This window comes from Erwinia persicina NBRC 102418 (assembly GCF_001571305.1).
In the GTDB taxonomy this organism is placed as follows: domain Bacteria; phylum Pseudomonadota; class Gammaproteobacteria; order Enterobacterales; family Enterobacteriaceae; genus Erwinia; species Erwinia persicina.
Map to the genome: position 1 here is coordinate 1 of NZ_BCTN01000009.1, position 23,881 is coordinate 23,881.

Annotated in this window: 26 protein-coding genes and 1 other RNA gene; 18 read left to right on the plus strand and 9 right to left on the minus strand. The window is 54.4% G+C overall.

The window, feature by feature from the left end:
• From EPE01S_RS11285 to EPE01S_RS11310, 6 genes are all read left to right on the plus strand, one after another.
• On the plus strand, window positions 1-221 hold a 221-nt coding region (locus tag EPE01S_RS11285; RefSeq protein WP_506256251.1), incomplete at its 5' end, for a ClpB D2-like domain containing protein.
• Between the two features lie 190 nt (window positions 222-411).
• Entirely contained in the window at window positions 412-2,766 is a 2,355-nt protein-coding gene (gene lon / locus EPE01S_RS11290; RefSeq protein WP_062744951.1) for an endopeptidase La, read from the plus strand.
• Window positions 2,767-2,990: 224 nt separating this feature from the next.
• The gene (hupB, locus tag EPE01S_RS11295; protein ID WP_062744954.1) at window positions 2,991-3,263 is read left to right on the plus strand and encodes a nucleoid-associated protein HU-beta; all 273 of its coding nucleotides are present in this window, start codon (window positions 2,991-2,993) and stop codon (window positions 3,261-3,263) included.
• Between the two features lie 221 nt (window positions 3,264-3,484).
• Window positions 3,485-5,356, plus strand: a complete 1,872-nt coding sequence (gene ppiD, locus EPE01S_RS11300) for a peptidylprolyl isomerase (protein WP_062744957.1) — start codon at window positions 3,485-3,487, stop codon at window positions 5,354-5,356.
• Between the two features lie 140 nt (window positions 5,357-5,496).
• Window positions 5,497-5,835, plus strand: coding sequence for a helix-hairpin-helix domain-containing protein (locus EPE01S_RS11305; RefSeq protein ID WP_062744960.1), 339 nt, complete (start codon window positions 5,497-5,499; stop codon window positions 5,833-5,835).
• A gap of 107 nt (window positions 5,836-5,942) precedes the next feature.
• Window positions 5,943-6,353 (plus strand): acyl-CoA thioesterase, encoded by a 411-nt coding sequence (locus tag EPE01S_RS11310; protein WP_062744962.1) that lies wholly within the window; start codon window positions 5,943-5,945, stop codon window positions 6,351-6,353.
• Between the two features lie 16 nt (window positions 6,354-6,369).
• Here the strand turns inward: EPE01S_RS11310 and queC are convergent, their stop codons facing one another.
• On the minus strand, window positions 6,370-7,065 hold the full coding sequence (gene queC / locus EPE01S_RS11315; protein WP_062744964.1) for a 7-cyano-7-deazaguanine synthase QueC: 696 nt from the start codon (window positions 7,063-7,065) through the stop codon (window positions 6,370-6,372).
• A 186-nt stretch (window positions 7,066-7,251) separates the two neighbouring features.
• Window positions 7,252-8,052 carry an AraC family transcriptional regulator gene (locus tag EPE01S_RS11320; RefSeq protein WP_255210145.1) on the minus strand — a complete coding sequence of 267 codons (801 nt, stop codon included), beginning with the start codon at window positions 8,050-8,052 and terminating at the stop codon, window positions 7,252-7,254.
• Window positions 8,053-8,143: 91 nt separating this feature from the next.
• Here EPE01S_RS11320 and EPE01S_RS11325 point away from each other — a divergent pair, with 91 nt between their 5' ends.
• The 4 genes from EPE01S_RS11325 (at window position 8,144) to EPE01S_RS11340 (ending at window position 10,528) form a co-directional block, all read left to right on the plus strand.
• Window positions 8,144-8,869: a type 1 glutamine amidotransferase gene (locus EPE01S_RS11325; protein ID WP_062744967.1), complete on the plus strand. Its 726-nt coding sequence runs from the start codon at window positions 8,144-8,146 to the stop codon at window positions 8,867-8,869.
• A gap of 55 nt (window positions 8,870-8,924) precedes the next feature.
• Window positions 8,925-9,545: a LysE family translocator gene (locus EPE01S_RS11330; protein ID WP_062744970.1), complete on the plus strand. Its 621-nt coding sequence runs from the start codon at window positions 8,925-8,927 to the stop codon at window positions 9,543-9,545.
• Between the two features lie 56 nt (window positions 9,546-9,601).
• The gene (locus tag EPE01S_RS11335) at window positions 9,602-9,985 is read left to right on the plus strand and encodes a hypothetical protein (RefSeq protein WP_062744972.1); all 384 of its coding nucleotides are present in this window, start codon (window positions 9,602-9,604) and stop codon (window positions 9,983-9,985) included.
• Between the two features lie 93 nt (window positions 9,986-10,078).
• Entirely contained in the window at window positions 10,079-10,528 is a 450-nt protein-coding gene (locus EPE01S_RS11340; protein WP_062744975.1) for a right-handed parallel beta-helix repeat-containing protein, read from the plus strand.
• Here EPE01S_RS11340 and EPE01S_RS11345 read toward each other — a convergent pair.
• The gene (locus tag EPE01S_RS11345) at window positions 10,521-12,221 is read right to left on the minus strand and encodes an SgrR family transcriptional regulator (RefSeq protein ID WP_062744978.1); all 1,701 of its coding nucleotides are present in this window, start codon (window positions 12,219-12,221) and stop codon (window positions 10,521-10,523) included. The genes EPE01S_RS11340 and EPE01S_RS11345 overlap by 8 nt on opposite strands.
• A gap of 102 nt (window positions 12,222-12,323) precedes the next feature.
• Here EPE01S_RS11345 and cof point away from each other — a divergent pair, with 102 nt between their 5' ends.
• Complete coding sequence (gene cof / locus EPE01S_RS11350; protein WP_062745366.1) at window positions 12,324-13,142, plus strand: HMP-PP phosphatase; 819 nt, start codon at window positions 12,324-12,326, stop codon at window positions 13,140-13,142.
• A gap of 48 nt (window positions 13,143-13,190) precedes the next feature.
• Here cof and EPE01S_RS11355 read toward each other — a convergent pair whose 3' ends face one another.
• Window positions 13,191-14,120, minus strand: a complete 930-nt coding sequence (locus EPE01S_RS11355; RefSeq protein WP_174522424.1) for a DMT family transporter — start codon at window positions 14,118-14,120, stop codon at window positions 13,191-13,193.
• A gap of 105 nt (window positions 14,121-14,225) precedes the next feature.
• Here EPE01S_RS11355 and EPE01S_RS11360 point away from each other — a divergent pair, with 105 nt between their 5' ends.
• The 5 genes from EPE01S_RS11360 to amtB all read left to right on the plus strand — a co-directional run bounded on the left by EPE01S_RS11360 (window position 14,226) and on the right by amtB (window position 20,180).
• On the plus strand, window positions 14,226-14,699 hold the full coding sequence (locus EPE01S_RS11360) for an Lrp/AsnC family transcriptional regulator (RefSeq protein ID WP_275065371.1): 474 nt from the start codon (window positions 14,226-14,228) through the stop codon (window positions 14,697-14,699).
• Window positions 14,700-14,723: 24 nt separating this feature from the next.
• The gene (locus tag EPE01S_RS11365; RefSeq protein ID WP_062744984.1) at window positions 14,724-16,493 is read left to right on the plus strand and encodes a SmdA family multidrug ABC transporter permease/ATP-binding protein; all 1,770 of its coding nucleotides are present in this window, start codon (window positions 14,724-14,726) and stop codon (window positions 16,491-16,493) included.
• Window positions 16,486-18,249: a SmdB family multidrug efflux ABC transporter permease/ATP-binding protein gene (locus EPE01S_RS11370; RefSeq protein WP_062744986.1), complete on the plus strand. Its 1,764-nt coding sequence runs from the start codon at window positions 16,486-16,488 to the stop codon at window positions 18,247-18,249. Before EPE01S_RS11365 ends, EPE01S_RS11370 begins: the two co-directional genes overlap by 8 nt.
• Before the next feature lie 271 nt (window positions 18,250-18,520).
• Window positions 18,521-18,859 carry a P-II family nitrogen regulator gene (glnK, locus tag EPE01S_RS11375; RefSeq protein WP_007886947.1) on the plus strand — a complete coding sequence of 113 codons (339 nt, stop codon included), beginning with the start codon at window positions 18,521-18,523 and terminating at the stop codon, window positions 18,857-18,859.
• 19 nt (window positions 18,860-18,878) lie between these two features.
• The gene (gene amtB / locus EPE01S_RS11380; RefSeq protein ID WP_062744988.1) at window positions 18,879-20,180 is read left to right on the plus strand and encodes an ammonium transporter AmtB; all 1,302 of its coding nucleotides are present in this window, start codon (window positions 18,879-18,881) and stop codon (window positions 20,178-20,180) included.
• An 81-nt stretch (window positions 20,181-20,261) separates the two neighbouring features.
• On the opposite strand, the gene tesB is transcribed toward amtB, so the two are convergent.
• On the minus strand, window positions 20,262-21,122 hold the full coding sequence (tesB, locus tag EPE01S_RS11385; RefSeq protein WP_062744990.1) for an acyl-CoA thioesterase II: 861 nt from the start codon (window positions 21,120-21,122) through the stop codon (window positions 20,262-20,264).
• Window positions 21,123-21,349: 227 nt separating this feature from the next.
• On the opposite strand from tesB, the gene EPE01S_RS11390 reads away from it, so the two are divergent.
• A complete protein-coding gene (locus EPE01S_RS11390; RefSeq protein ID WP_062744992.1) occupies window positions 21,350-21,907 on the plus strand; it encodes a YbaY family lipoprotein in 558 nt (185 codons plus the stop codon).
• Between the two features lie 28 nt (window positions 21,908-21,935).
• On the opposite strand, the gene EPE01S_RS11395 is transcribed toward EPE01S_RS11390, so the two are convergent.
• Window positions 21,936-22,250 carry an MGMT family protein gene (locus EPE01S_RS11395; RefSeq protein ID WP_062744994.1) on the minus strand — a complete coding sequence of 105 codons (315 nt, stop codon included), beginning with the start codon at window positions 22,248-22,250 and terminating at the stop codon, window positions 21,936-21,938.
• A gap of 134 nt (window positions 22,251-22,384) precedes the next feature.
• Between EPE01S_RS11395 and ffs the strand changes: the two genes are divergently transcribed.
• Window positions 22,385-22,481: signal recognition particle sRNA small type (ffs, locus tag EPE01S_RS11400), an RNA gene on the plus strand.
• Window positions 22,482-22,541: 60 nt separating this feature from the next.
• Here the strand turns inward: ffs and hha are convergent.
• From hha to EPE01S_RS23625, 3 genes are all read right to left on the minus strand, one after another.
• Entirely contained in the window at window positions 22,542-22,760 is a 219-nt protein-coding gene (gene hha, locus EPE01S_RS11405; RefSeq protein ID WP_004156337.1) for a hemolysin expression-modulating protein Hha, read from the minus strand.
• Window positions 22,761-22,789: 29 nt separating this feature from the next.
• The gene (gene tomB, locus EPE01S_RS11410; protein ID WP_062744996.1) at window positions 22,790-23,170 is read right to left on the minus strand and encodes an Hha toxicity modulator TomB; all 381 of its coding nucleotides are present in this window, start codon (window positions 23,168-23,170) and stop codon (window positions 22,790-22,792) included.
• Between the two features lie 147 nt (window positions 23,171-23,317).
• Window positions 23,318-23,671, minus strand: a complete 354-nt coding sequence (locus tag EPE01S_RS23625; RefSeq protein ID WP_062744998.1) for a hypothetical protein — start codon at window positions 23,669-23,671, stop codon at window positions 23,318-23,320.
• Between the last annotated feature and the right edge of the window lie 210 nt (window positions 23,672-23,881).

Genomic DNA, 23,881 nt, shown 5'->3' on the forward strand with positions numbered 1-23,881 from the left:
AAGAAGCGCTGAAGGCGATCGCCAAAAAGGCGATGTCGCGTAAAACCGGCGCCCGGGGCCTGCGCTCAATCGTGGAAGGCGCGCTGCTGAACACCATGTACGATCTGCCGTCGGTCGATGACGTGGAAAAAGTGGTGATTGACGAGTCGGTTATCAGCGGCGACAGTGAGCCATTACTGATTTATGGCAAGCCTGAAGCACAGCAGGCATCTGGCGAATAAATAACCAAACCATTCCAGTCAGTTATCCGAAAAGGGGGAAAATGTTCCCCCTTTAACTTTTCTCGTAACCCCGACATTGAATCTATTCCGTTCATCCCCATATACTCAGATACCTGTGGGTCAAACTGCACTTTTTCTGGATGATGCGGTTCCCCTTACCCTGGCGGAAATTAAACTAAGAGAGAGCTCTATGAATCCTGAGCGTTCTGAACGCATTGAAATCCCTGTGTTGCCGTTGCGTGACGTAGTGGTTTATCCGCACATGGTCATTCCGTTGTTTGTCGGTCGTGAAAAATCAATTCGCTGCCTTGAAGCCGCCATGGATCATGACAAAAAAATCATGCTGGTCGCTCAGAAAGAAGCTTCAACGGATGAACCTGGCATCAACGATCTCTTCTCAGTCGGGACGGTTGCCTCTATTTTGCAAATGCTGAAACTCCCTGATGGCACTGTCAAAGTGCTGGTGGAAGGTTTGCAGCGTGCCCATATCACGACGTTATCCGATAACGGCGACCATTTTACTGCCCAGGCCGAATACCTGGAGTCGCCTGAAATTGAAGAGCGCGAGCAGGAAGTACTGGTACGCACGGCGATCAATCAGTTTGAAGGCTACATCAAACTGAACAAGAAGATCCCGCCGGAGGTACTGACTTCGCTGAACAGCATTGACGATGCGGCACGTCTGGCTGATACCGTCGCTGCACATATGCCGTTGAAACTGGCTGATAAACAATCTGTGCTGGAAATGTCGGACATCAATGAACGTCTGGAATATCTGATGGCGATGATGGAGTCGGAGATTGACCTGCTGCAGGTTGAGAAACGCATCCGTAACCGCGTCAAAAAGCAGATGGAAAAAAGCCAGCGCGAGTACTATCTGAATGAGCAGATGAAGGCGATTCAGAAAGAACTCGGTGAGATGGATGATGCGCCGGACGAAAATGAAGCGCTGAAACGCAAAATCGATGCGGCAAAAATGCCGAAAGAGGCGCGTGACAAAACAGAAGCCGAACTGCAAAAGCTGAAAATGATGTCACCGATGTCCGCAGAGGCGACGGTGGTTCGTGGCTATATTGACTGGATGGTTCAGGTACCGTGGAATGCCCGCAGCAAGGTGAAAAAAGATCTGCTGAAAGCGCAGGAAACGCTGGATACCGATCACTTTGGCCTTGAGCGCGTCAAAGACCGTATCCTGGAGTATTTGGCAGTACAGAGCCGCGTCAGCAAAATTAAGGGCCCGATCCTCTGTCTGGTGGGGCCTCCTGGCGTGGGTAAAACCTCTCTGGGCCAGTCCATCGCCAAAGCCACCGGTCGTAAATACGTACGTATGGCGCTGGGTGGGGTACGTGATGAAGCGGAAATTCGTGGTCACCGACGTACCTACATCGGTTCAATGCCGGGCAAATTGATCCAGAAAATGGCAAAAGTCGGCGTGAAAAACCCGCTTTTCCTGTTGGATGAAATTGATAAGATGTCGTCGGATATGCGCGGCGATCCGGCCTCGGCGCTGCTGGAAGTGCTTGATCCCGAGCAGAACATTGCCTTTAACGATCACTACCTGGAAGTGGATTACGATCTCTCCGATGTGATGTTTGTGGCGACCTCCAACTCGATGAACATTCCGGCACCGCTGCTGGATCGTATGGAAGTAATCCGTCTGTCCGGCTACACCGAAGACGAAAAGCTTAACATTGCCAAACAGCACCTCTTGTCGAAGCAGATTGAGCGTAATGCGCTGAAGAAAAGTGAACTGACCGTGGACGACAGCGCCATCGTCGGGATCATCCGTTACTACACCCGTGAAGCGGGCGTGCGTAGCCTTGAGCGTGAACTGTCCAAACTGTGTCGTAAGGCGGTGAAAACGCTGCTGATGGATAAATCGATCAAACACATCGAGATCAACGGCGATAACCTCAAAGACTATCTCGGCGTGCAGCGTTTCGACTACGGCCGTGCTGACAGTGAGAACCGCGTGGGTCAGGTCACCGGGCTGGCGTGGACGGAAGTCGGGGGTGACCTGCTGACGATTGAAACAGCCTGCGTTCCGGGTAAAGGTAAGCTGACTTACACCGGTTCTCTGGGTGAAGTCATGCAGGAATCTATCCAGGCCGCACTGACCGTGGTACGTGCACGTGCTGAAAAACTGGGTATCAATGCAGACTTCTACGAGAAGCGCGATATCCACGTTCACGTACCTGAAGGTGCGACGCCGAAAGATGGTCCAAGCGCCGGTATTGCAATGTGTACTGCGCTGGTTTCCTGCCTGACCGGTAATCCGGTGCGTGCCGATGTGGCCATGACAGGTGAAATTACGCTGCGTGGCCAGGTTCTGCCGATTGGCGGTCTGAAAGAAAAACTGCTGGCCGCTCACCGTGGTGGTATTAAGACGGTACTGATCCCCGATGAGAACAAGCGCGATCTGGAAGAGATCCCGGACAACGTGATTGCTGATCTGGAGATCCATCCGGTGAAACGCATCGAGGAAGTATTAGCCCTCGCCCTGCAGAATGCCCCATCCGGGATGCAGGTCGTGACGGCGAAATAGTGATTTAAGGCAAACTCACTGTAAAACTAGGGCTGGCAAGTGAATTGGTGCTTGCCAGCCTTTTTTTGTGCCGCTAAGTTAGGGGGCTGTTAAGTCAGTGATGGCAGAGGCTGTCGGGCAGTAAGGCTCAACGGGTCCGGTTGAATGGCAATAACAAATGATGCACGCACGTGTCCGGCAGAAAGTCCGTTCACGATGTATAAAATAAAAGAGGGGATGATTGAGTGAATAAGTCACAGTTGATCGACAAAATTGCTGCAAACGCCGATATTTCCAAAGCTGCAGCGGGACGTGTATTAGATGCATTTATCGGTTCAGTCACTGAATCACTGCAGGCTGGCGATGAAGTGGCGCTGGTCGGCTTCGGTACCTTCTCTGTGCGTGAGCGCGCCGAGCGTACCGGGCGTAATCCGCAGACCGGCAAAGAAATTACCATTGCTGCGGGTAAAGTGCCGGGCTTCCGTGCCGGTAAAGCGCTGAAAGACTCTGTAAATTAAATGTATTAAGCCGTCGCAGAAGCAGATTTCTTCGGCGTATTGAGGATCGCCAACGCGTTCTCATGTAACATACGGGGCACATCAGCATCTTGATGTGCCTTTTTTATGTTTGATTGACAAACGCGTGCTGCGGTTGTCTAAAATGGCTGAGTGCGTCCTCGGGAACGCGGGACGGCAGCGCAAGGTTATACATTCACACTACAGCGGAGTGTTGTCACACCATGATGGACAATTTACGCGCGGCGTCGAACCATGTCGTGCTCAAGATTTTACTGGGCTTGATCATCCTTTCCTTTGTCCTTACCGGTGTAGGCGGGTATCTGACAGGTGGCAACGGTGATTACGCCGCGAAAGTAAACGGCCAGGAAATCAGCCGTGCGCAGCTTGAGCGTGCTTTCAGCAGCGAACGTGCGCGTCAGCAGCAGATGCTGGGCGAGCAGTTCTCGGCTCTGGCGGGTAACGAAGGTTACATGCAACAGATCCGTCAGCAGGCCCTGTCACAGCTGATTGACGAAGTGTTACTTGACCAGTATGCCAAAGATATTGGCCTGGCTATCAGTGACGATCAGATTAAACAGGCGATTTTCACCCAGCCGGCCTTCCAGACGGAGGGTAAATTTGATAACGCCAAGTACATGAGCATTATCAGCAACATGGGCTTCTCTGCCGATCAGTACGCCGAGGCTCTGCGCAAGCAGTTGACCACTCAGCAGCTGATTCAGTCTGTGACCGGTACGGATTTCGTGCTGGGTAACGAAACCGATTCTCTGGCCGCGCTGGTTTCTCAGCAGCGTCTGGTGCGTGATGTGACCATCAATGTTAATGCCCTGGTGGCAAAGCAGACCGTCACGCCGGAAGAGGTTAACAGCTACTATGAGCAGAATAAAAACAGCTTTATGTCACCTGAACAGTTTCGTGTGAGCTACATTAAGCTGGATGCTGCCGCGATGCAGCAACCGGTGAGCGAGAGTGACATTCAGGCCTGGTACGATCAGCATCAGCAGGATTACACCCAGCCGCAGCGTAATCGTTACAGCATCATTCAGACGAAAACTGAAGCGGAAGCGCAATCAGTTCTGGACGCGCTGAAACAGGGCGGCGACTTTGCAGCCCTGGCGAAAGAAAAATCTGCCGACCCGATCTCTGCCCGCAATGGCGGTGATATGGGATGGCTGGAGCCTGACACGACGCCAGACGAACTGAAAGACGCGGGGCTGAAAGACAAAGGCCAGCTTTCTGGCGTGATTAAATCCTCTGTTGGCTTTATTGTCGCCCGTCTTGATGATACTCAGGCAGAAAAAGTAAAAACGCTGGCTGAAGTACATGATGACATCGCTGCTAAAGTGAAGCAGGAAAAAGCGGTAGATGCTTACTATAAACTGCAGCAGAAAGTTAGCGATGCTGCCAGCAATGACAATGAGTCGCTGGCCAGTGCAGAGCAGGCTGCTGGGGTGAAAGCAGTAGAAACGGGCTGGTTTAATCATGACAACCTGCCTGCCGAGCTGAACTTTAAAGCCGTACAGGACGCGATCTTTAACGGTGGTCTGGTCGGGGAAAACGGTTCTCCGGGCAGTAACTCAGACGTGATCACCGTCGATGGCGACCGTGCTTTCGTGCTGCGTATCAGCGAACATAAGCCAGAAGCAGTTAAACCGCTAAATGAAGTGACTGCGCAGATCACAGATACGCTGAAACAGCAGAAAGCACAGCAGGAAGCGAAAGCCCAGGCTGACAAACTACTGGCTGCGCTGAAAGCGGGCAAAGGCGATGAGGCACTGAAGGCGGCGGGTCTGAGCTTCGGACCTCAGCAGACACTGTCCCGTACCGGACAGGACGCTCTGTCTCAGGCGGCCTTTACGCTGCCGTTGCCTTCTGAAGGTAAGCCTTCCTTTGGCATCAGCGAAGATGCACAGGGTAACGTCGTGGTCATGGCACTGGATAAAGTTCAAAAAGGGACCATGCCGGAAGCACAGAAGCAGGCGCTGGTCCAGGGCATAACTCAGAACAATGCCCAGCTGGCTTTTGCTGCCATGTTAAGCAATCTGCGCAAAGACGCTAAAATCAAATACGGTGCGGCTGCACAGGCACAGTAAGCCTCGCAAAGTCACTGCAACTGATTGCAACATTCAAAGGCCGCTTATGCGGCCTTTTCCAATTCTATAATCCGCCGTTTGCCGGGTTGCCGCCATCACGTTAGGGTGGCCGTGCTGTCTAACACATGGAGGAAAACAGCATGTTTAATCGCACTTTGCAGGCCCTGACATTTGTATTATCAGCCGGTCTGTTTTTGCCGGGAATCGCTGGTGCTGAACCGGTAGCGGAGAAGCCCGCGACTGTACAGGCGGTACCGGAAACAGACGCTATCAGCCCGTCAACGTCACAGGTCAGTATTAACAGTGCCAGCGCCGAGGAGCTGGCGGCGGCACTGAATGGGGTAGGAATTAAAAAAGCGGAGTCTATCGTCAGCTACCGTGAAAAATACGGCCCTTTTACTCAGCTTGAGCAGTTAAAAGAGGTGCCGGGGATGGGCAATAAGCTGGTTGAGCGCAATCTGTCATCGCTGAAATTGTGATCTATCTCCAGTCACGGCTATCTGCGCAGCACATTGTGCGGACAGACTGCTAATCTCTTAGAGGTCATACCAGTTGGTATGGCCTTTTCTATTTATGAGGATCCTTTATGCAGACCACCATCAAAGTTCGCGGCTATCATCTGGATGTTTATCAGCATGTGAATAATGCCCGCTATCTTGAGTTTCTTGAGGAGGCCCGGTGGGCCTGGCTGGAACAGAGTCGGGCATTTCACTGGATGAATGAGCGCGGTCTGGCCTTTGTGGTGGTGAATATTAATATTAATTATCGCCGCCCGGCGGTGATGGGGGATGTGCTGAATATCGACAGCCAGCTGATGACGCTTGGCGGAAAAAGCGGGGTGATTGACCAGCGGGTGTCACTGCAGTCCGATGGCAGTGCGATTTCCGATGCGCTGTTGACCTTTGTCTGCATCGATCTGAAATCGAAAAAAGCCCTGCCGCTGGAAGGTGAGCTGAAGGCCCACCTTGAAACCCTGAACGCCGGGGCAGGGGCCTGACCGGTTTCGCGATGGGTTACACCAACCCGGTTTTGGTTTTCATTGCCTGCATCACAGTGGCCGGATGCTGCTGATACGCCTGCAGGCCATTGGCACGGAGATGACATGCCGCACAGGTACCGCAACCGTCGCCCTGAATGCCGTTATAGCAGGTCAGCGTCTGATGACGGATTAGCGGAAGCTGCTGCCAGTAGTCGGCCAGCGCCCAGGTCTCTGCCTTATTCAGCCACATCAGCGGTGTTTCGAAGCGGATGTCTCGCGCCATACCGAGACTGACGGCGTGATTGAGCGCCTTCACAAACTCGTCGCGACAGTCCGGATAACCGGAAAAATCGGTTTCGCAGACACCGGTAATCACCGCCTCGGCTTCAATCTGCCAGGCATAAATGGCTGCAAGGGTTAAAAAGAGGATATTGCGACCCGGTACGAAGGTGCTGGGCAGGCCGCTGGCATCCGGTTCGTAGGCAGGCACCGGGATGTTATCACGCGTCAGACTGCTGACGGCCAGCTCGTTAAGCATGGTCACATCCAGCACTTTATGCGCCCGCGCGCCGAGCGCGTGCGAAAGTTCCCGGGCAACATCGATTTCCGCACGGTGACGCTGGCCATAATCGAAGGTGACGCAATGTACCTCGTCATACTGCTGTAACGCCTGAATCAGACAGGTTGTTGAGTCCTGACCACCGCTGAATACCACCACTGCACGTTTCATACTTTACCTTCCCGGTTAATTTCTGCTGGCTATGGTAATACCTTGCGGTTCAGAAAGGTATCCCTTGTGCCGCCCGGGCGGGTGTGCAGTTGTGTGATGTGTCAATCAGGGAAGGGAGGTGCCAGATATGCAGCGGCGGCAAATAAGGTGTATCTGCCAGGGGTAAAGACCAGGCATGGGCCAGGACTAAGGAAGAAAATCGCGCGGCGTTGAATGCAGAAGGGAACGAAATGCAGCAGTGAACGCCGCCGGGCATGAGAAACCAAGCTGGTAAGCGACCTGTTTAACGGAGAGGCCATTGGCGAGAAGATCTAACGAAGCACAAATTCTTGCTCTTTGCTTCCAGGTCCTGAAACTGAACCCCGTGTCCTTAATGAACAGCCGCGAAAAGGTACGTTCAGACATGTTAGCGATAAAGGCCAGATCGCTCAGAGAGGCTTCCCAGCGATGGCTGACCAGTAACTCTCTCGTGGCGCAAAATAAGCGCTCATCATTTGGCACAGGCAACTCGGTAGCGAGGGGAGTTGCCTCACTGAGAATTTCCAAAATCAACAGCGCCATTTTACGCTGACTCGGGCCACTGTAGTCAGCATCGAAAAGCCCGGCTATCAACTCTTTCACCAGTGCTGTGGCTGTAATGACATGCACATGGTTACTTTTCGTGAAGTTCGGGCATTCTGCGATAAGACTGCGGCTGAAATAAATGGCCCGTAAGTCAGTATGGGAGAGCAGGTTGTAGCTGTGAATCTGGAGAGGCGGAAGCCACAGTGCACGCTGAGGGGGGATCACCCAACGATTGCCTTCTGTTTCAACCAGCATAACGCCTCTGGTCGCAAATAAGAGTTGTCCTTCAATATGATGATGAGGAGGATCGGTCTCTCCACGTTGATAGCTTATGGAGGTGCCAGACCAGCCTGTCGCATCGTCATGTCTTGGCGCTTTATCTATGCTACCTGGCATTTTAAATTCTGTTCCTGCACTTATCATCATTAAGTCGGACTCATCCGATCGGTCAATATCCTGAAAGGGTGAGGCTTGAAAATTAAGGTTATCATAAGCATCAGAGGAGCATATTAAAATGCACGTACATTTCCTCATCCATGAAAGTTTTGAGGCACCGGGTGCCTGTGAGAGCTGGGCCAGGAACCAGGGCCATCACGTGACCTGTTCCCGGGTTTATGAAGGCGAGGCGCTACCGTCCAGCGTGGAGAACATTGATTTTTTGATCGTCATGGGCGGGCCACAGGATCCGGCCACCACGCCGGAAGAGTGCCCACATTTTGATGCGAAAGCGGAGCAGGCTCTCATCGCGGCCGCGATTCACGCCAGAAAAGCCGTTATCGGTATCTGCCTGGGTTCCCAGCTGATCGGTGAGGCGCTCAAGGCTCCTTTCGCACACAGCCCGGAAAAAGAGATCGGCAAATTTCCCGTCTCTCTGACGGAAGCCGGGCGACAGCACCCGCTGTTTACGCATTTCGGTCACTCGCTTGAGGTCGGGCACTGGCATAACGATATGCCAGGCCTGACACCCGATGCCACCCTTATCGCTTACAGCGAAGGATGCCCGCGCCAGATCGTCGCGTACAGCGATCTGGTTTACGGTTTTCAGTGCCACCTGGAGCTGACTGCGGAAGTGGTTGAACGACTGATTGCACATTCTGAAAAGGATCTGAGCCGGGCAGCTGAATTTCGCTTTGTGCAGACCCCAGCGGAGCTGCGAGCCCATGATTACCGGGAGATGAATCAGGCACTGTTCACATTCCTGGATAAGCTGGCCGAGCATTACTGCCAGAGCCGCCAGTAACCCACTCCCTGCGCAGGGAGAAACCCTACTTAATGATGACAGAGCAGGTAAAAAAATGACTGACTCACCCGTCGCCCTGATGACCATCGCCGGCGCTATTCTGCTGGGGGCCATGAGTCCCGGGCCCAGTTTCATCATGATAGCCCGGACGGCCGTGGTTTCCTCACGTCTCAGTGCGCTGGCTGCCGCCGCTGGCATGGGCGTAGGGTGCATGATTTTTTCAGTCATTGCACTGGCCGGGCTGCATTCGCTGCTGACACTGGTGCCCTGGCTGTATACCGTGCTTAAAACCGCCGGCGGCGTTTACCTTCTCTGGCTGGGCGGCAACATGCTTTTCAGGACGGGCGACAGGGTGGCCTCAAGTCTGGTGGGCAATAACGCCCGGGGCCCGGGCCGCGCGTTTCTTACCGGCATGGCGACTCAGCTCAGTAATCCGAATACGGCGATCGTGTTCGGCAGTATTTTTGCTGCCTTACTCAGTCAGCATATTTCGCCTTATCTGTATCTGGTGCTGCCCATCATGGCGTTCTGCATCGATGCGCTCTGGTATGGTTTGGTGGCATGGCTGCTGTCGGCTGAAAGGCCCCGTCAGGTCTACATGAAATACACATCCAGGCTGGATAAAGTGAGTGGACTGGTGATGGGATATCTGGGGCTACGGCTCATTATGCGATAATTTCTGTTAGTCCGGACTGTCTTCCCTGCCTGTTAGTAAAGTCACTGTGAGCGAAAATGACTGTGAAAGCCCTGTTCCGTTATGCCGGTGTGATTGCTTTCTTCACATTGGCCTGTTACGCCCCCGCAGGGGAGGCTGCAGGCCGTGTGGCATGTCCGGTTACGCACAGCCTGTCTGAATGCATTAAGCGGGTGGCCGATGCCGGTGGCGGCACGGTGCAGCTGGGCAACGGCACCTATTTTCAGGACCGCAGTCTGTTACTGAGCAGCAATGTGGCGCTTGAAGGCAGGGGGCCGGGTACCGTTATCACCTGGCGTCCTGCGGTCAGCAGCACCATTAATGCCCCGCTGCTCTATACCACTGCCGCCATCCACGTCACGATAAAAAATATCAAGCTGGTCGGCACCATTGACCAACGGCCTGACAGTCAGGATCGGTGAAACCATCAGATAGGACTCTTCTTTAACTGTAGTGGGGATCCGACGGCCGGTGAAAAAACCGGTTGCAGTGATATCACCCTGCAAAATGTTGAGGTGGAGAACAGCAGCGACGGGATCCACCTGAAAGGCGTCAGTCGTATAACGGCGACAGACCTGAAGCTGCATAACAACGGCAACACCGAAAAGGACTATTTTCATAATATCTACCTTCGGCGCGTAGCTGATGTTCGGCTGATCCAGAGCGGAAAAAACAGCGGCGGTTATTATGCCAGCCCCCGTGGACACGGCATTCGTGGATCGCACATGATCAACGTTTATATGAGCGATCTGACGGTGTATGACAACGCCGATTACGGCATCCATATGGACAGGGTATTTAATGTCAGACTGCATAACCTGCATGTTTATCACAACTGCCTGAGCGGCAAGCCAGGCTGCCAGCAGATCAAATGCTTTGGCCTTCAGTGCGATATCCATCCCAATGCGCCGGCTGAACCGGCGCCTGATAGCAGCAGGCCGCTGCAGGAGCCTGTTCTCAGATGATTGCGACGGGCGGGGCAATCCAGGCCCGGGAAAAATCAAACCAGCCCCAGGCGTTCAGGCGGATCCCTTCAACATCTGGGGGCGCGCTGACCTGATAACGATAGTTAAACAGTGGGGTGATCACGGCATCCGCCATCAGCTGCAGATATAACGCCCTGAGACATTGCTGGCGCTGTTCCAGTTCAGGATGAGCCTGTAAATCCTCCAGATGATGCAGCAGTTGCGCCCAGCCGTCCGCCCCGGTCAGTATCGGCCACAGGGGATCCTGGCGCAGCCAGCTCTCAAGGGTAAACACCGGCGCCTCACCGATCAGCCTGTCGCCCATCACCAGATCTGCCTCTGCCAGTGCGGGATAATCCTGCCAGTTCTTGGCTGGGTGGAAATGCAGCGTCAGCTGACAGCCCTGGGTGGCCAGCAGGTGCTGTAACGTTGTCGCCATGGCATGCAGTTCTACCGGCAGGTGGTAATGCAGGCTGAGTCGGGCAGGCAGAGAAACGTCCGGATCAGGCTGCCAGTCAGGAATATGCCAGCCCGGCAGCATTTCCCGGCTGGGAGTGATCAGGCCTTCTTCAAGAGGCAGCGCTTCGATAATGCCAGACTGATGCACCAGCGACATAATATGCCTGGCCTGACGCGCGGATAGTCCGGCACGCCGCCCTCGCGCCAGATAACAAAATCCAAGGCTGATACGCTGGCTGACGGGCTGCAGAGCCTTCAGATCGTGCTGTGCGCCGATGGCAATCTTCACCGGATGACGGCAGCTGGTGCCCAGCCCCGGGTCAAACAGCTGCGGTGCGATCCAGTATTCAATGGCCTGCATCAGGGGGTGTGTGCCGTGATACCAGCCATGGCTTTCCAGGCGCAGTAGCGCCGGGGAGTTCACCATCAAGCGCCAGGGGCCGGCTCCGATATCCGCATTTTCCGGGTGCGGCAGCAGACACGGGACGCTGGCCAGCCGGTGTGCCAGCCAGTAGTCCGGCGTCAGCAGGTCGATACGCAGGCAAAGGGCATGGGCCCGGCTGACCGTCTTAACGCTGGCCAGCAGGCGCTTCCCGCCAGCGCTGGCAAGGATCATCTCCAGCCGCTGTTGCAGTTGTTCAGCGGTGACAGCCTCGCCGTGATGCCAGCGTAACTGAGGGCGCAGAAAGAAGAACCAGCTCAGTCCATCTTCACTGACCTGCCAGTGGTGCGCCAGGTCGGGAACGGCCTCATCTCCTGCCAGACGGCTTAATCCGGCAAAAACCTGCTGGGCCAGATGCTGCTCTGCGCGACCTGGCTGCATCAGCGGACGCAAGGGGTCCAGGGGACGATAATAAGGAATACGCAGCGTAGGCTGGTTGTTCTGCCACTGTCCGCCCATAAACGGCTGAAGCAGCTGGCTGAGCTGCTCCGGAGCAAGCGGCACCATCTGCAGCGCATGCTGCGGCTGGCCGTTATCGAGTTGCTGTAGCATCAGTTCGCTGCGCAGGGTGGCGGGAGATTGCAAGAAGGTCAGACTGCCGCGCCTTCCGCGCCCTGACGTCGCCTGCCAGTTCAGCCATCCGCTCTCCTGCCACTGACGCAGCAGCGTTCGGGCGTGGCGCTCACTGCAAAAACAGCAGGCGGCAATCTCGGCCACGCTGGTCGACTGCGGCTGGCCTGCGCTGTGTTGCCACAGGCGCTGATACTGATTTAACCGATTCAGTTTTCTCATGTCATCCAAACCCGGAACAGTTTAAAAAAAGTATTCACTATTAGTTCCGTAAATGCCAGAGGATACTCAGTGCAGATGAAAACCCCTTCAAGCGGAGAGAAAATGGTGCGTCTTGCTGCATTTGATATGGATGGCACGCTGCTGATGCCAGACCATCAGTTAGGGCAACAAACCCTGCTCAGCCTTCGTGCGCTTCAGGCACATCCCGTGCAGCTGACCTTTGCCACCGGTCGCCATTATCTGGAGATGCAGCCACTGCTACGCAATTACGATCTGCCTGCTTTTCTGATCAGCGGCAACGGGACACGCATCCACGATCCCGCAGGTGAGTTACTGCATGCCAGCGATCTTCCTCCGGCCGTGGCAAGGCAGGTGATCCACAGCCACTGGCATACCCGCGCCAGTCTGCATGTTTTCAATGATAATGGCTGGTTTACGCAGTATGACGTTCCGGAGATTTTACAGGCGCATCAGCTGTCAAATTTCCGCTATCAACTGACCGATTTGCGTACGCTGTCGGAACATCAGGTGACGAAAGCCTGCTTTATTGCGGATTATGAGACGCTTTGTGCGCTGAAAATCCAGCTTCATGAAGCGCTGGGCGATAGCGCCCACCTCTGTTTTTCGGCGCAGGACTGCCTGGAGGTGTTGCCTCTCGACTGTAACAAGGGGGCGGCCCTGGCGCAGCTAACGGATCGGCTGGGTATTCACATGGCAGAGTGCATGGCCTTTGGCGATGCAATGAACGATCTGGAGATGCTGGGAGGCGTGGGGCAGGGTTTTGTGATGCGCAACGCCATGCGTGAACTGAAAGCGAAACTGCCGCATTTACCGGTTATTGGCGACTGTGCGACACAGGGCGTGTCTCATTATCTCAACCACTGGCTTTCCACACCACACCGGGTTTATTCCCCCGAATAATCCGTTTTATTGGTCAGTGTGCCGGACCTGGACGTCCGGCTATTTTCTTTAGCGGCGCAGCGCCGCTTTGGTTGTCACCGCAGGCTGTCGGCTGCGTGCACCGCGATACAGCGTCAGCAATATCCCCAGCAGGAAAGGCAACAACAGCAGTAAAGATTCACGGCTGATACTGCTGCCATTCAACTGACTCTCCAGCGCCACCGCAATAAGCGGAAAGACCAGAAAGACCAGTGAAGCCTGGAAAGGTTTTGCCGTCTGTTGCAGAGCAAAGTAAGCCAGAATACCGCCCACGCCGGCCACCACGCCAAGATAGGCAATCGCCATCAGCGCCTCGGGTGCGAAGGCATGGACATCAGGTGATTCCGCCAGCCCGGCTACCGTCAGGAGTATGCCCGCTCCCAGACAGGGCAGGGCGTTATAGCTCAACACGGAAATACCCGCACAGCGCTTTTTACACTGGACGTACATCACCGCGTGAATTAGCACGGCAGCGACCAGCGCCAGGATCCCCTGGATTTGACTCTCTCCGCTGTGGCGGGTTTCGTGCCACAGAATTGTGCTTAGCGCGCCAATACTGATGGCCAGGCCCAGCAGCTGCTGCAGCGATGTTTTTTCACGCAGAAACAGCAGGGAAGCGGCCAGCACTGCCGCAGGCATAGTGGCAAAAATAATGGCTGCCAGGCTGGATGAGGTGTAACGCTCACCGTAGATCATCAGCGTAAACGGAATCGCGAAATAGAACAGCATGACACAGAGCTGAAAACCACGCTGTCCTTGTGGAAACAGTAAAGGTGCCTTTTTATACCCTGCGAGCAACAGCAGCAGCGGGGCAGCACAGAGGAAACGCAGCCCGGTGGCAAAAACGGGTGGAACGGTAGCCACAGTAATTTTCATTGCCATCCAGGTTGTACCCCAGGTGAGGGCGACAGCCGTGAATAATCCAATGATCAACAGGTTACGGTAAGCAGAACGCGGCATTTTCGTCATCCTTGAGTGAGAGACTGCAGGAGAACCAGATTAACGAAATACCCGGGGAAAAGGTTGCTATAATACTACTGTGTTTCTGATGCTATGGAGAAAATTTTGCTACCTATGCCGCTGGATAAAAAAGACAGGTTGCTGTTAAACCTGCTTCAGCAGGATTGTACGCTCTCTCTGCAGGCGCTGGCGGATGCCGTCAGCCTGACCACTACCCCCTGTTGGAAGCGCTTGAAAAGGCTGGAGGATGAAGGCTATATTCGCGGCCGGGTGGCGTTACTCGATGGTGAAAAACTCGGCCTTGGTCTGACTGCTTTTGTCCTGATCAAAACCCAGCAGCACAGCAGCGAATGGTTTAACCAGTTTGTTGATGTGGTTCAGGCTATGCCGGAAGTGATGGGGTTCTACCGCATGGCCGGGGAATATGATTATTTGCTGCGCGTTCAGGTGGCCGATATGAAAAGCTACGATGGCTTTTATAAGCGTCTGGTCAACGGCGTGCCGGGCCTGATCGATGTCACTTCGAGTTTTGCGATGGAAGAGATAAAATACACCACCGCTTTGCCGGTGACGCTTTAACCGGTCGATAATCAGGATATTTTTGTGCGACTTTTTAGCCAACTTAGCTGGTACTTTTTGCGTGAATGGCGCCGTTATCTTGGGGCGGTTTTGCTGTTAATCGTGATTGCCATACTGCAACTCCTGCCACCACATGTGGTGGGCAGGATCGTCGACGGCGTCAGCCGCGACGGCATGACTCACGCTCAGCTGATGATGTGGGTTGGCGTCATGCTGGCCACGGCCATTGTCGTTTATCTGCTGCGCTATGTCTGGCGCGTGCTGCTGTTTGGTGCCTCCTATCAGCTGGCGGTGGAGCTGCGTGAAGATTTTTACCGTCAGCTCAGTCGCCAGCATCCCGGATTCTATTTACGCCACCGGACCGGCGACCTGATTGCACGGGCCACCAATGACGTTGACCGCGTGGTGTTCGCCGCCGGTGAAGGCGTGCTGACGCTGGTCGACTCGCTGGTCATGGGCATGGCAGTGCTGATTGTGATGAGCACGCAAATCAGCTGGCAGCTCACGCTGCTGGCCCTGTTGCCGATGCCGGTAATGGCGCTGGTGATCAAACGCTACGGTGACCAGCTCCATCAGCGCTTTAAGCTTGCCCAGGCGGCATTTTCCTCGCTGAACGATCAGACGCAGGAGAGCCTGAGCAGTATTCGTATGATCAAAGCGTTTGGCCTGGAAGACCACCAGTCCGGGCAGTTTGCTGCCATTGCCAAAGATACCGGAGAGAAAAACCTGCGGGTAGCCCGCGTTGATGCGCGCTTTGACCCTACTATCTATATCGCTATCGGCCTGTCGAATCTGTTGGCTATCGGCGGCGGCAGCTGGATGGTATGGCACGGTACTATGACCCTGGGTCAGCTCACCAGTTTTGTGATGTACCTTGGGCTGATGATCTGGCCGATGCTGGCGCTGGCCTGGATGTTTAACATTGTTGAACGCGGCAGCGCGGCCTGGACCCGAATTAAGGCGCTGCTGGCGGAAGCGCCGGCCGTCGTTGACGGCGATAAAGTGCTGCCGGAAGGCCGGGGCGTGCTGGCGATCTCGGTCAGCGAGTTCTGCTATCCGGGGGCGCAACAGCCTGCGCTGCGCAATCTGCACGTTCGCCTTCAGCCGGGACAGATGCTGGGACTGTGTGGCCCGACCGGTGCGGGGAAAAGTACCTTGCTGAGTCTTATCCAGCGCCACTTTGATATCGACCAGGGCGACATTTGTTATCACGATATTCCGCTGCCACAGCTACGTCTGGACAGCTGGCGCAGCCGTCTGGCCGTGGTCAGTCAGACCCCCTTCCTCTTCTCCGACAGCGTGGCCAGTAATATTGCACTGGGCCGTCCGGGGGCGACACAACGTGAAATTGAACAGGCCGCCCGTCTCGCTTTTGTCCATGACGATATTTTGCGTTTACCTGAAGGCTATGAGACGGAAGTCGGAGAGCGGGGGGTGATGCTGTCCGGCGGTCAGAAACAGCGGATTTCCATTGCGCGTGCCCTGCTGCTGGATGCGGAAATTCTGGTGCTGGACGACGCACTGTCCGCTGTGGATGGCCGCACCGAGCATCAGATCCTGCATAACCTGCGCAGCTGGGGGGAAGGGCGCACGGTGATCATCAGCGCCCACCGCCTTTCTGCGCTCACCGAAGCCAGTGAGATCCTGGTACTGCAGCACGGCCAGGTGGCGCAGCGCGGCGACCATGAGCAACTGGCGGCAGAACAGGGCTGGTATCGCGATATGTACCGTTATCAACAGCTGGAAGCTGCACTGGACGATGATGAAACAGAACAGGGAGCTGTGCATGGCTAATGTCATCCAACTGTGGCCGACGATCAAACGGCTGCTGTCCTACGGTGCGCCGTGGCGTAAATCCCTGAGCCTGGCGGTACTGATGCTGTGGGTGGCCGCCGCCGCCGAGGTGCTGGGGCCGGTGCTGGTCAGCTACTTTATCGACAACATGGTGGCGAAACACCGCATGCCGGTTGGGCTTGCTGCCGGCCTGGTCGTCAGTTTCCTGTTATTACAATTGCTGGCGGCAGCGCTGCACTACGCTCAGGCACTGCTGTTTAATCAGGCGGCGGTGGGCGTGGTTCAGCGTCTGCGAACTGACGTGATGGATGCGGCGCTGCGCCAGCCCCTGGGAGCGTTTGATACGCAGCCGGTGGGGCAGATTATTTCTCGCGTGACGAATGATACCGAGGTCGTGCGCGACCTGTATGTCACCGTTGTCGCCACCGTACTGCGCAGTGCGGCACTGGTCGGGGCAATGCTGGTAGCGATGTTCAGCCTTGACTGGCGTATGGCGCTGGTGGCGATCACTATTTTTCCGGCCGTGCTGGTGGTGATGCTGATTTATCAGCGTTACAGCACGCCAATTGTGCGCCGCGTCCGCAGCTATCTGGCCGAGATCAACAACGGCTTTAATGAAGTGATCAACGGGATGAGCGTTATCCAGCAATTCCGCCAGCAGGCACGCTTTGGCGAAAGGATGGGCGAGGCCAGCCGTTCACACTATCTGGCGCGGATGCAGACGCTGCGGCTGGACGGCTTCCTGCTGCGGCCGCTGCTCAGTCTTTTTTCAGCGATGATCCTCTGCGGCCTGATGATGCTGTTTGGCTTTACCTCCGTCGGCACGATTGAGGTGGGCGTCCTGTATGCCTTTATTAACTACCTCGGGCGATTAAATGAGCCGCTGATCGAACTGACCACCCAGCAGTCGATGTTACAGCAGGCGGTTGTGGCGGGAGAGCGTATTTTTGAACTGATGGACGCGCCGCGTCAGCCCTATGGTGAAGACAGTGAGCCGCTACGCAGCGGCAGCATTGAGATCCGTGATGTGACCTTTGCCTACCGCAGCGGTCGTCCGGTGTTAACCGATATCAACCTGTCGGTGCCCTCGCGCCATTTTGTGGCGCTGGTCGGCCATACCGGCAGCGGAAAAAGTACGCTGGCGAATCTGCTGATGGGCTATTATCCGCTCAGTCAGGGGGAGATTCTGCTGGACGGCCGTCCGCTCGCTTCCCTCAGCCATGCGGCGCTGCGGGGTAGCGTGGCGATGGTACAGCAGGATCCCGTCGTGCTGGCTGACACCTTCTTTGCTAACGTGACCCTGGGGCGCGATATTGGTGAGGACGCTGTATGGCAGGCGCTGGAAACGGTGCAACTGGCCTCTCTGGCGCGTGAACTGCCGGAGGGGATCCATACCCGGCTGGGAGAGCAGGGGAACACCCTCTCTGTCGGGCAGAAGCAACTGCTGGCGATGGCGCGGGTGCTGGTGGCATCGCCGCAAATCCTTATCCTGGATGAAGCCACCGCTAATATTGATTCCGGTACTGAGCAGGCCATTCAGAAAGCGCTGCGGGCGATACGCGAGCGAACGACGCTGGTGGTGATTGCGCACCGGCTCTCCACCATCACCGAGGCAGATACCATTCTGGTGCTGCATCGTGGGCAGGCAGTGGAGCGCGGCAGCCATCAGGCGCTACTGGCCGCCCAGGGGCGCTACTGGCAGATGTATCAGTTGCAGTTAGCGGGTGAGGAGCTGGCGGCCGCTGAAAACGGCTGAAAGCTTACCGCTGCGCTGCACCAAATACAGGCGATCAAACCCGCGATCATCCCCCAAATGCACTGACTTAACGCACAGCGCACCTTTCTGGTGCGTTTTTTCTATACTCCTCATTGTGCCTCCCTTTTCTGTGTGATCTGTGTCTCAGCTACGGCTCAGACCAGGACTGACTAATCGTCTGAAAAATGCAGATTTTTCAACTCTGGCACAGCGTTTGCTTTAATCATTTCGTGTCGGTGAAACAACCTATTTTTTTACTGGAGGGGATCGTATGAAGCTGGTTACCGTGGTAATCAAACCGTTCAAACTGGAAGACGTGCGTGAAGCACTGTCGTCAATCGGCATTCAGGGTCTTACGGTCACTGAAGTCAAAGGCTTCGGCCGCCAGAAAGGTCATGCAGAACTGTATCGCGGTGCTGAATACAGCGTGAACTTCCTGCCAAAAGTAAAAATTGATATCGCGATTGCAGACGACCAGCTTGATGAAGTGGTCGATGTGATTAGCAAAGCGGCCTACACAGGCAAGATTGGTGACGGGAAGATCTTTGTTGCAGAACTGCAACGGGTCATTCGTATTCGCACCGGCGAAACTGACGAAGCAGCACTGTAATTCGGGGCTCAGAATTATGATGGGATGGGACAAAATGAAAAAAATCGCTAAGTTTGGCCTCGCCGGTGCTGCTTTTTTACCGTCGCTGGCAATGGCCGCTGCGCCTGCAGTTGCTGATAAAGCCGATAATGCCTTTATGATGATCTGCACCGCGCTGGTGCTGTTTATGACAATCCCCGGCATTGCCCTGTTTTACGGCGGCTTGATCCGCGCTAAAAACGTGCTGTCGATGCTGACTCAGGTGGCAATGACCTTCGCCATGGTCTGTGTGCTGTGGATGGTCTACGGCTACTCACTGGCGTTCAGCGAAGGGAATGCGTTCTTCGGTAACTTTAACTGGGCGATGTTGAAAAATATCTCACCGACCGCCGTGATGGGGTCTTACTACCAGTACATTCACGTTGCCTTCCAGGCCTCCTTCGCCTGCATCACCGTGGGGCTGATTGTGGGGGCTATCGCTGAACGTATTCGCTTCTCTGCCTTGCTGATTTTTGTCGTCATCTGGCTGACCTTTGCCTACCTGCCGATTGCGCACATGGTATGGGCAGGTGGTTTCCTCGCTCAGGACGGCGCGCTGGACTTTGCGGGCGGTACGGTTGTACACATCAATGCGGCGGTGGCGGGTCTGGTCGGCGCTTACCTGGTCGGTAAACGAGCCGGTTTTGGTAAAGAGGCGTTCAAACCTCACAACCTGCCGATGGTATTTACCGGTACAGCTATTCTCTACTTTGGCTGGTTCGGCTTTAACGCGGGTTCAGCCAGTGCAGCTAACGAAATTGCCGGCCTGGCATTCCTCAACACCGTGATTGCGACAGCGGGAGCGATGTTAAGCTGGACCTTCGGTGAGTGGGCCTTGCGCGGTAAGCCTTCTCTGCTGGGCGTCAGCTCGGGTGTGATTGCCGGTCTGGTCGCCATCACGCCAGCCTGTGGCTATGTGGGCGTAGGCGGAGCACTGATTATTGGTCTGGCCGGGGGGCTCGCCGGTCTCTGGGGCGTCACCATTCTGAAAAAATGGCTGCGTGTTGACGATCCCTGCGATGTCTTCGGTGTTCACGGCGTCTGCGGTATTGTTGGCTGCATCCTGACCGGGATCTTCGCCTCTTCTTCTCTGGGCGGCGTAGGCTACGCAGAAGGCGTGACCATGGGACATCAGGTCTGGGTACAGCTGTTCAGCGTGGGCCTGACGATTGTCTGGACGGCGGTGGTGGCGTTCGTCGGCTTTAAAGTGGCGGATATGATTGTTGGTCTGCGTGTGCCGGAAGAGCACGAACGTGAAGGGCTGGACGTCAACAGCCACGGCGAGAATGCTTACAACCAGTAAGCGGCTGTCAGCCTGAAAAGGCGGTGCGCAGCAAGCCGAAGAAACAGCGGGCCATCAGGCCCGCTTTTTTTATGGAGCCGGTTAAGATCGCTGGCGGATCACACCTTCCTGCACGGTAGAGGCGACGAGGACGCCCTGCTGATTCCAGAACTCACCGCGTACAAAGCCACGCGCACTGGAGGCAGAGGTGCTCTCTACGCTGTACAGCAGCCATTCGTTCAGGTCGAAAGGGCGATGGAACCACATGGAGTGGTCAATCGTCGCCACCTGCATTCCCGGCTCCAGGAAGCCTTTCCCATGCGGCTGCAGTGAGACAGGCAAAAAGTTAAAGTCTGAAGCATAGCCCAGCAAATACTGATGAATGCGTTTATCTTCCGGCATGGTGCCGTTCGCCCGTAGCCAGGTATAGCGCGCCGGTTCGCTGACGTGGCCTTTTAACGGGTTATGAAACTCAACCGGGCGGATCTCAAAGGGTTTTTCAGAAAGAAATTTATCGCGTGCCTTCTCCGGAATGTAGTGTGCCAGCTGGCGGGCAATCTCCGTCTCGTTGGGCAGATTGTCCGGCCCCGGGACATCAGGCATCTGTTTTTGATGTTCGAAGCCGCTTTCAGGCCCCTGGAAGGAGGCGGTCATATAGAAAATAGGTTTGCCGTTCTGTACGGCTTTGACCCGTCGGGCGCTAAAGCTCTGGCCATCACGCAGGTTTTCAACATCATAAATAATGGCTTTCTGACTGTCGCCAGGACGCAGGAAGTAGCTGTGGAAGGAGTGAATAATACGTGCCTGCGGTACCGTCTGTTTCGCTGCATACAGTGCCTGTCCAACCACCTGTCCGCCAAAGACCTGGCGCAGGCCCAGATCTTCACTTTGCCCTCGAAACAGGCCTTCTTCCAGCGTTTCCAAATCCAGCAGATTTAACAAATTTTGCAGCGCCTGGCCCATATGCGGTTCCTCAATAATTTTTCCTTTTCCAGTTTGCGAGATCCGACCAGTTAGCGTCAACGTCTGTTTATGCGATCTGTGGGGGAGGGGGGCAAAAGCAGATTATCAGGGGGTTGCAGGAAAAAATCAGGAACGTGTGCCAGAATTAAAGCTACCCAGGCAGTAGAGAACTGTCTTTTTTGCGGCGTAGTGATGGCCGTAAGCGTTGATTGGAAGGAGAACTATCAATGAAATACTGGCATGTATTAAGTAGTGCGGCGCTGGCTGTAGCCATTTCAGGCTGTGCTGATAAAAGCAAAGATGTGCCGACGCCAACCCTGGGTTCCCAGGTGAACGGGCAGCAGGCGGTGATTAAGCAGCCTAACGTGAGCGGGACAGTCTGGATCCGTCAGAAAGTGGCCCTGCCACCGGATGCCGTGCTGACCGTGACCCTGTCTGATGCCTCTCTGGCAGATGCACCGTCTAAAGTGCTGTCGCAGCGTGCCGTGCGTACCGAAGGCAAGCAGGCTCCGTTCAAATTTACCCTGCCTTTCAACCCGGCAGATGTCCAACCCGGAGCCCGTATTCTGTTAAGCGCAGCGGTGACTGTTGACGGTAAAATGCTGTTCATTACCGACACCGTTAAGCAGGTTGTGACCACGGGCGGGACGGAACAGGATCTGACGCTGGTGCCTGTGCCTTCTATGGCTATGCCAACGCAGAACGGTGCAGCGACCACGTTACCCTCCACGTCACCGACGCAGGTGACTCCGTCTTCAGCCGTTCCGGCGCCGACGTCTCTGTAAAAGATACAGCGCCCCGGAAGGGGCGTTTTTAAGGCTGCCAGCGGTAGCGCTTAAGATCGATATTGCCTTCCGCTGACACTGCGATCCCTTCCTTCAACAGTGCGTTGCGCTGTCTGCTGAGATCGTCACCCGCTAATGAGATCGCCCCTTTCCGGTTAATGACGCGATGCCATGGCAGCTTACTGCCCGCTGGAAGGCGTTTTAACACGCCACCTACCTGACGGGCCGCGCGTGGGGAACCTGCCATATGGGCAATGTCACCGTAGGTGGCAACGGAACCAGGAGGGATCGCGGCGACAATCTGATAGATGCGTTGCTGAAAGCTATCGTTTTCGAAGGTCATGATTATCTCTGCCGAAAGAAATATGCGGCTAATCGTGCAAGAAACCAACGGTCATGAGGGGGTGGCTTGCAATTGGCAAGGGCATCATTGATAATGCCTGCGCTCTGGTTATCCAGGGCACTCAATGGGGGCCCGGTTGGTTCTCCCGCAATGCTAATTTGTGAACTCGGTCAGATCCGGAAGGAAGCAGCCGTAACAGATGACGCGTGTGCCGGGATGTAGCTGGCAGGGCCCCCACCCAATTCTGCCCCCAGCCTCTCTCCACTTCCTCCAGCTTCAGTTGTCACACGCTTAACGAACAAATTTCCATACTGCCACAGGCACTTTGTCATAGAGCTTATTCATTGTCAGCTCAGCCAGGCGATGATCCGCAGCCGAATAGAATACAGCCAGTTCGTCATCAGATAATTCGTATTTGTTTTTTTCGATTACACGCTCAAGCGTGTCGATTGAACGACAGCGTCTCAGGCGCATAAGATAATCAGTTTTCGTTAAAAGTTTGTCTGTCATTATTAAACCGTAGAAAGAGTAATGGGTTACTAAAAGGAATGACTGGCCTGTGTACGTGCCGTTGAACACTCTTCTGCAAAAATGTTGAACAGCCGCTTTGCACATTTCTGCCATCGCTGTAAGTCCTGAACATTAATGCCATAATTACTGAACAATGTGAAAGTGTCATCAAGGTATTCATCAACCTGGCTTATCAGGTCAACATCCTCAATGTGCTTAATTTTGTAATTCATAGTAAAGGCTGCAATATGCTCGATAAGATCATTAAGCTGAAGATTAGCAACAGAAGTAGGATCGTTAACCCAGCCATGATGGCTGTCACCTAATGTCGCCAGGCTTTCATCGTACAGGTTCTCGCATAAGAATTTAAGCTGTGCAATATCATGCCTTCTCGGTGAGTATTCGTCCATCTTTTTCCCCTCCATAGCTTGCGAAACGTGCCATATGACTGCACTTTTAAACAGGGTGTGCCAGGAAGTGATAAATACATCTCAACTATGAATAGTATATACAAAATATAACTTAATTTAATTAGGCGTTAAATGCCTGACTCAATATTACAATTCATCTGACATTTCATGGCGATGGTTATCAGCAAAATCAAACGCCGGAGCTCCTGGGTGATAGCTAAAATTGACTGAATGGTTAGACGTTTCAAAGGCGTCTATATCCAGACAGGCATTGAACGGCTTCCAGCGAAAACGATAGTTAAGTTTATAACGCGATTGCTGCAAATGTTCCAGGGAAATAATTCTGTCGTCGTCGGGAACATATCGCGCATTCTGTGAATACCATTCCAGAGCACCTACAGAATTATCTTCTATTTTGGGAATTATCTGTTGTTTCACACCCATTAATTCTAGTGGGTCAGGAGGAGTTTGACGATATTTTAACGTTATCGTTTTGCGCATTTTTTCCTCACAGAGTTAATTTTTACTAATCAGGGCTATTGTTTCTGACTGTTAATAAAAGCATCTGCTTAATCCAGTGTAGCCTATGGTGATGATTTGTCAGTTGATTATTTTCACCTGAAATGCGCCTTTTGTCACAGCCTTTACGGCTTGTTGAATTTTATTTATATAAAAACGGGCGACTAACCTCACGTACCGTGAAATACCTGG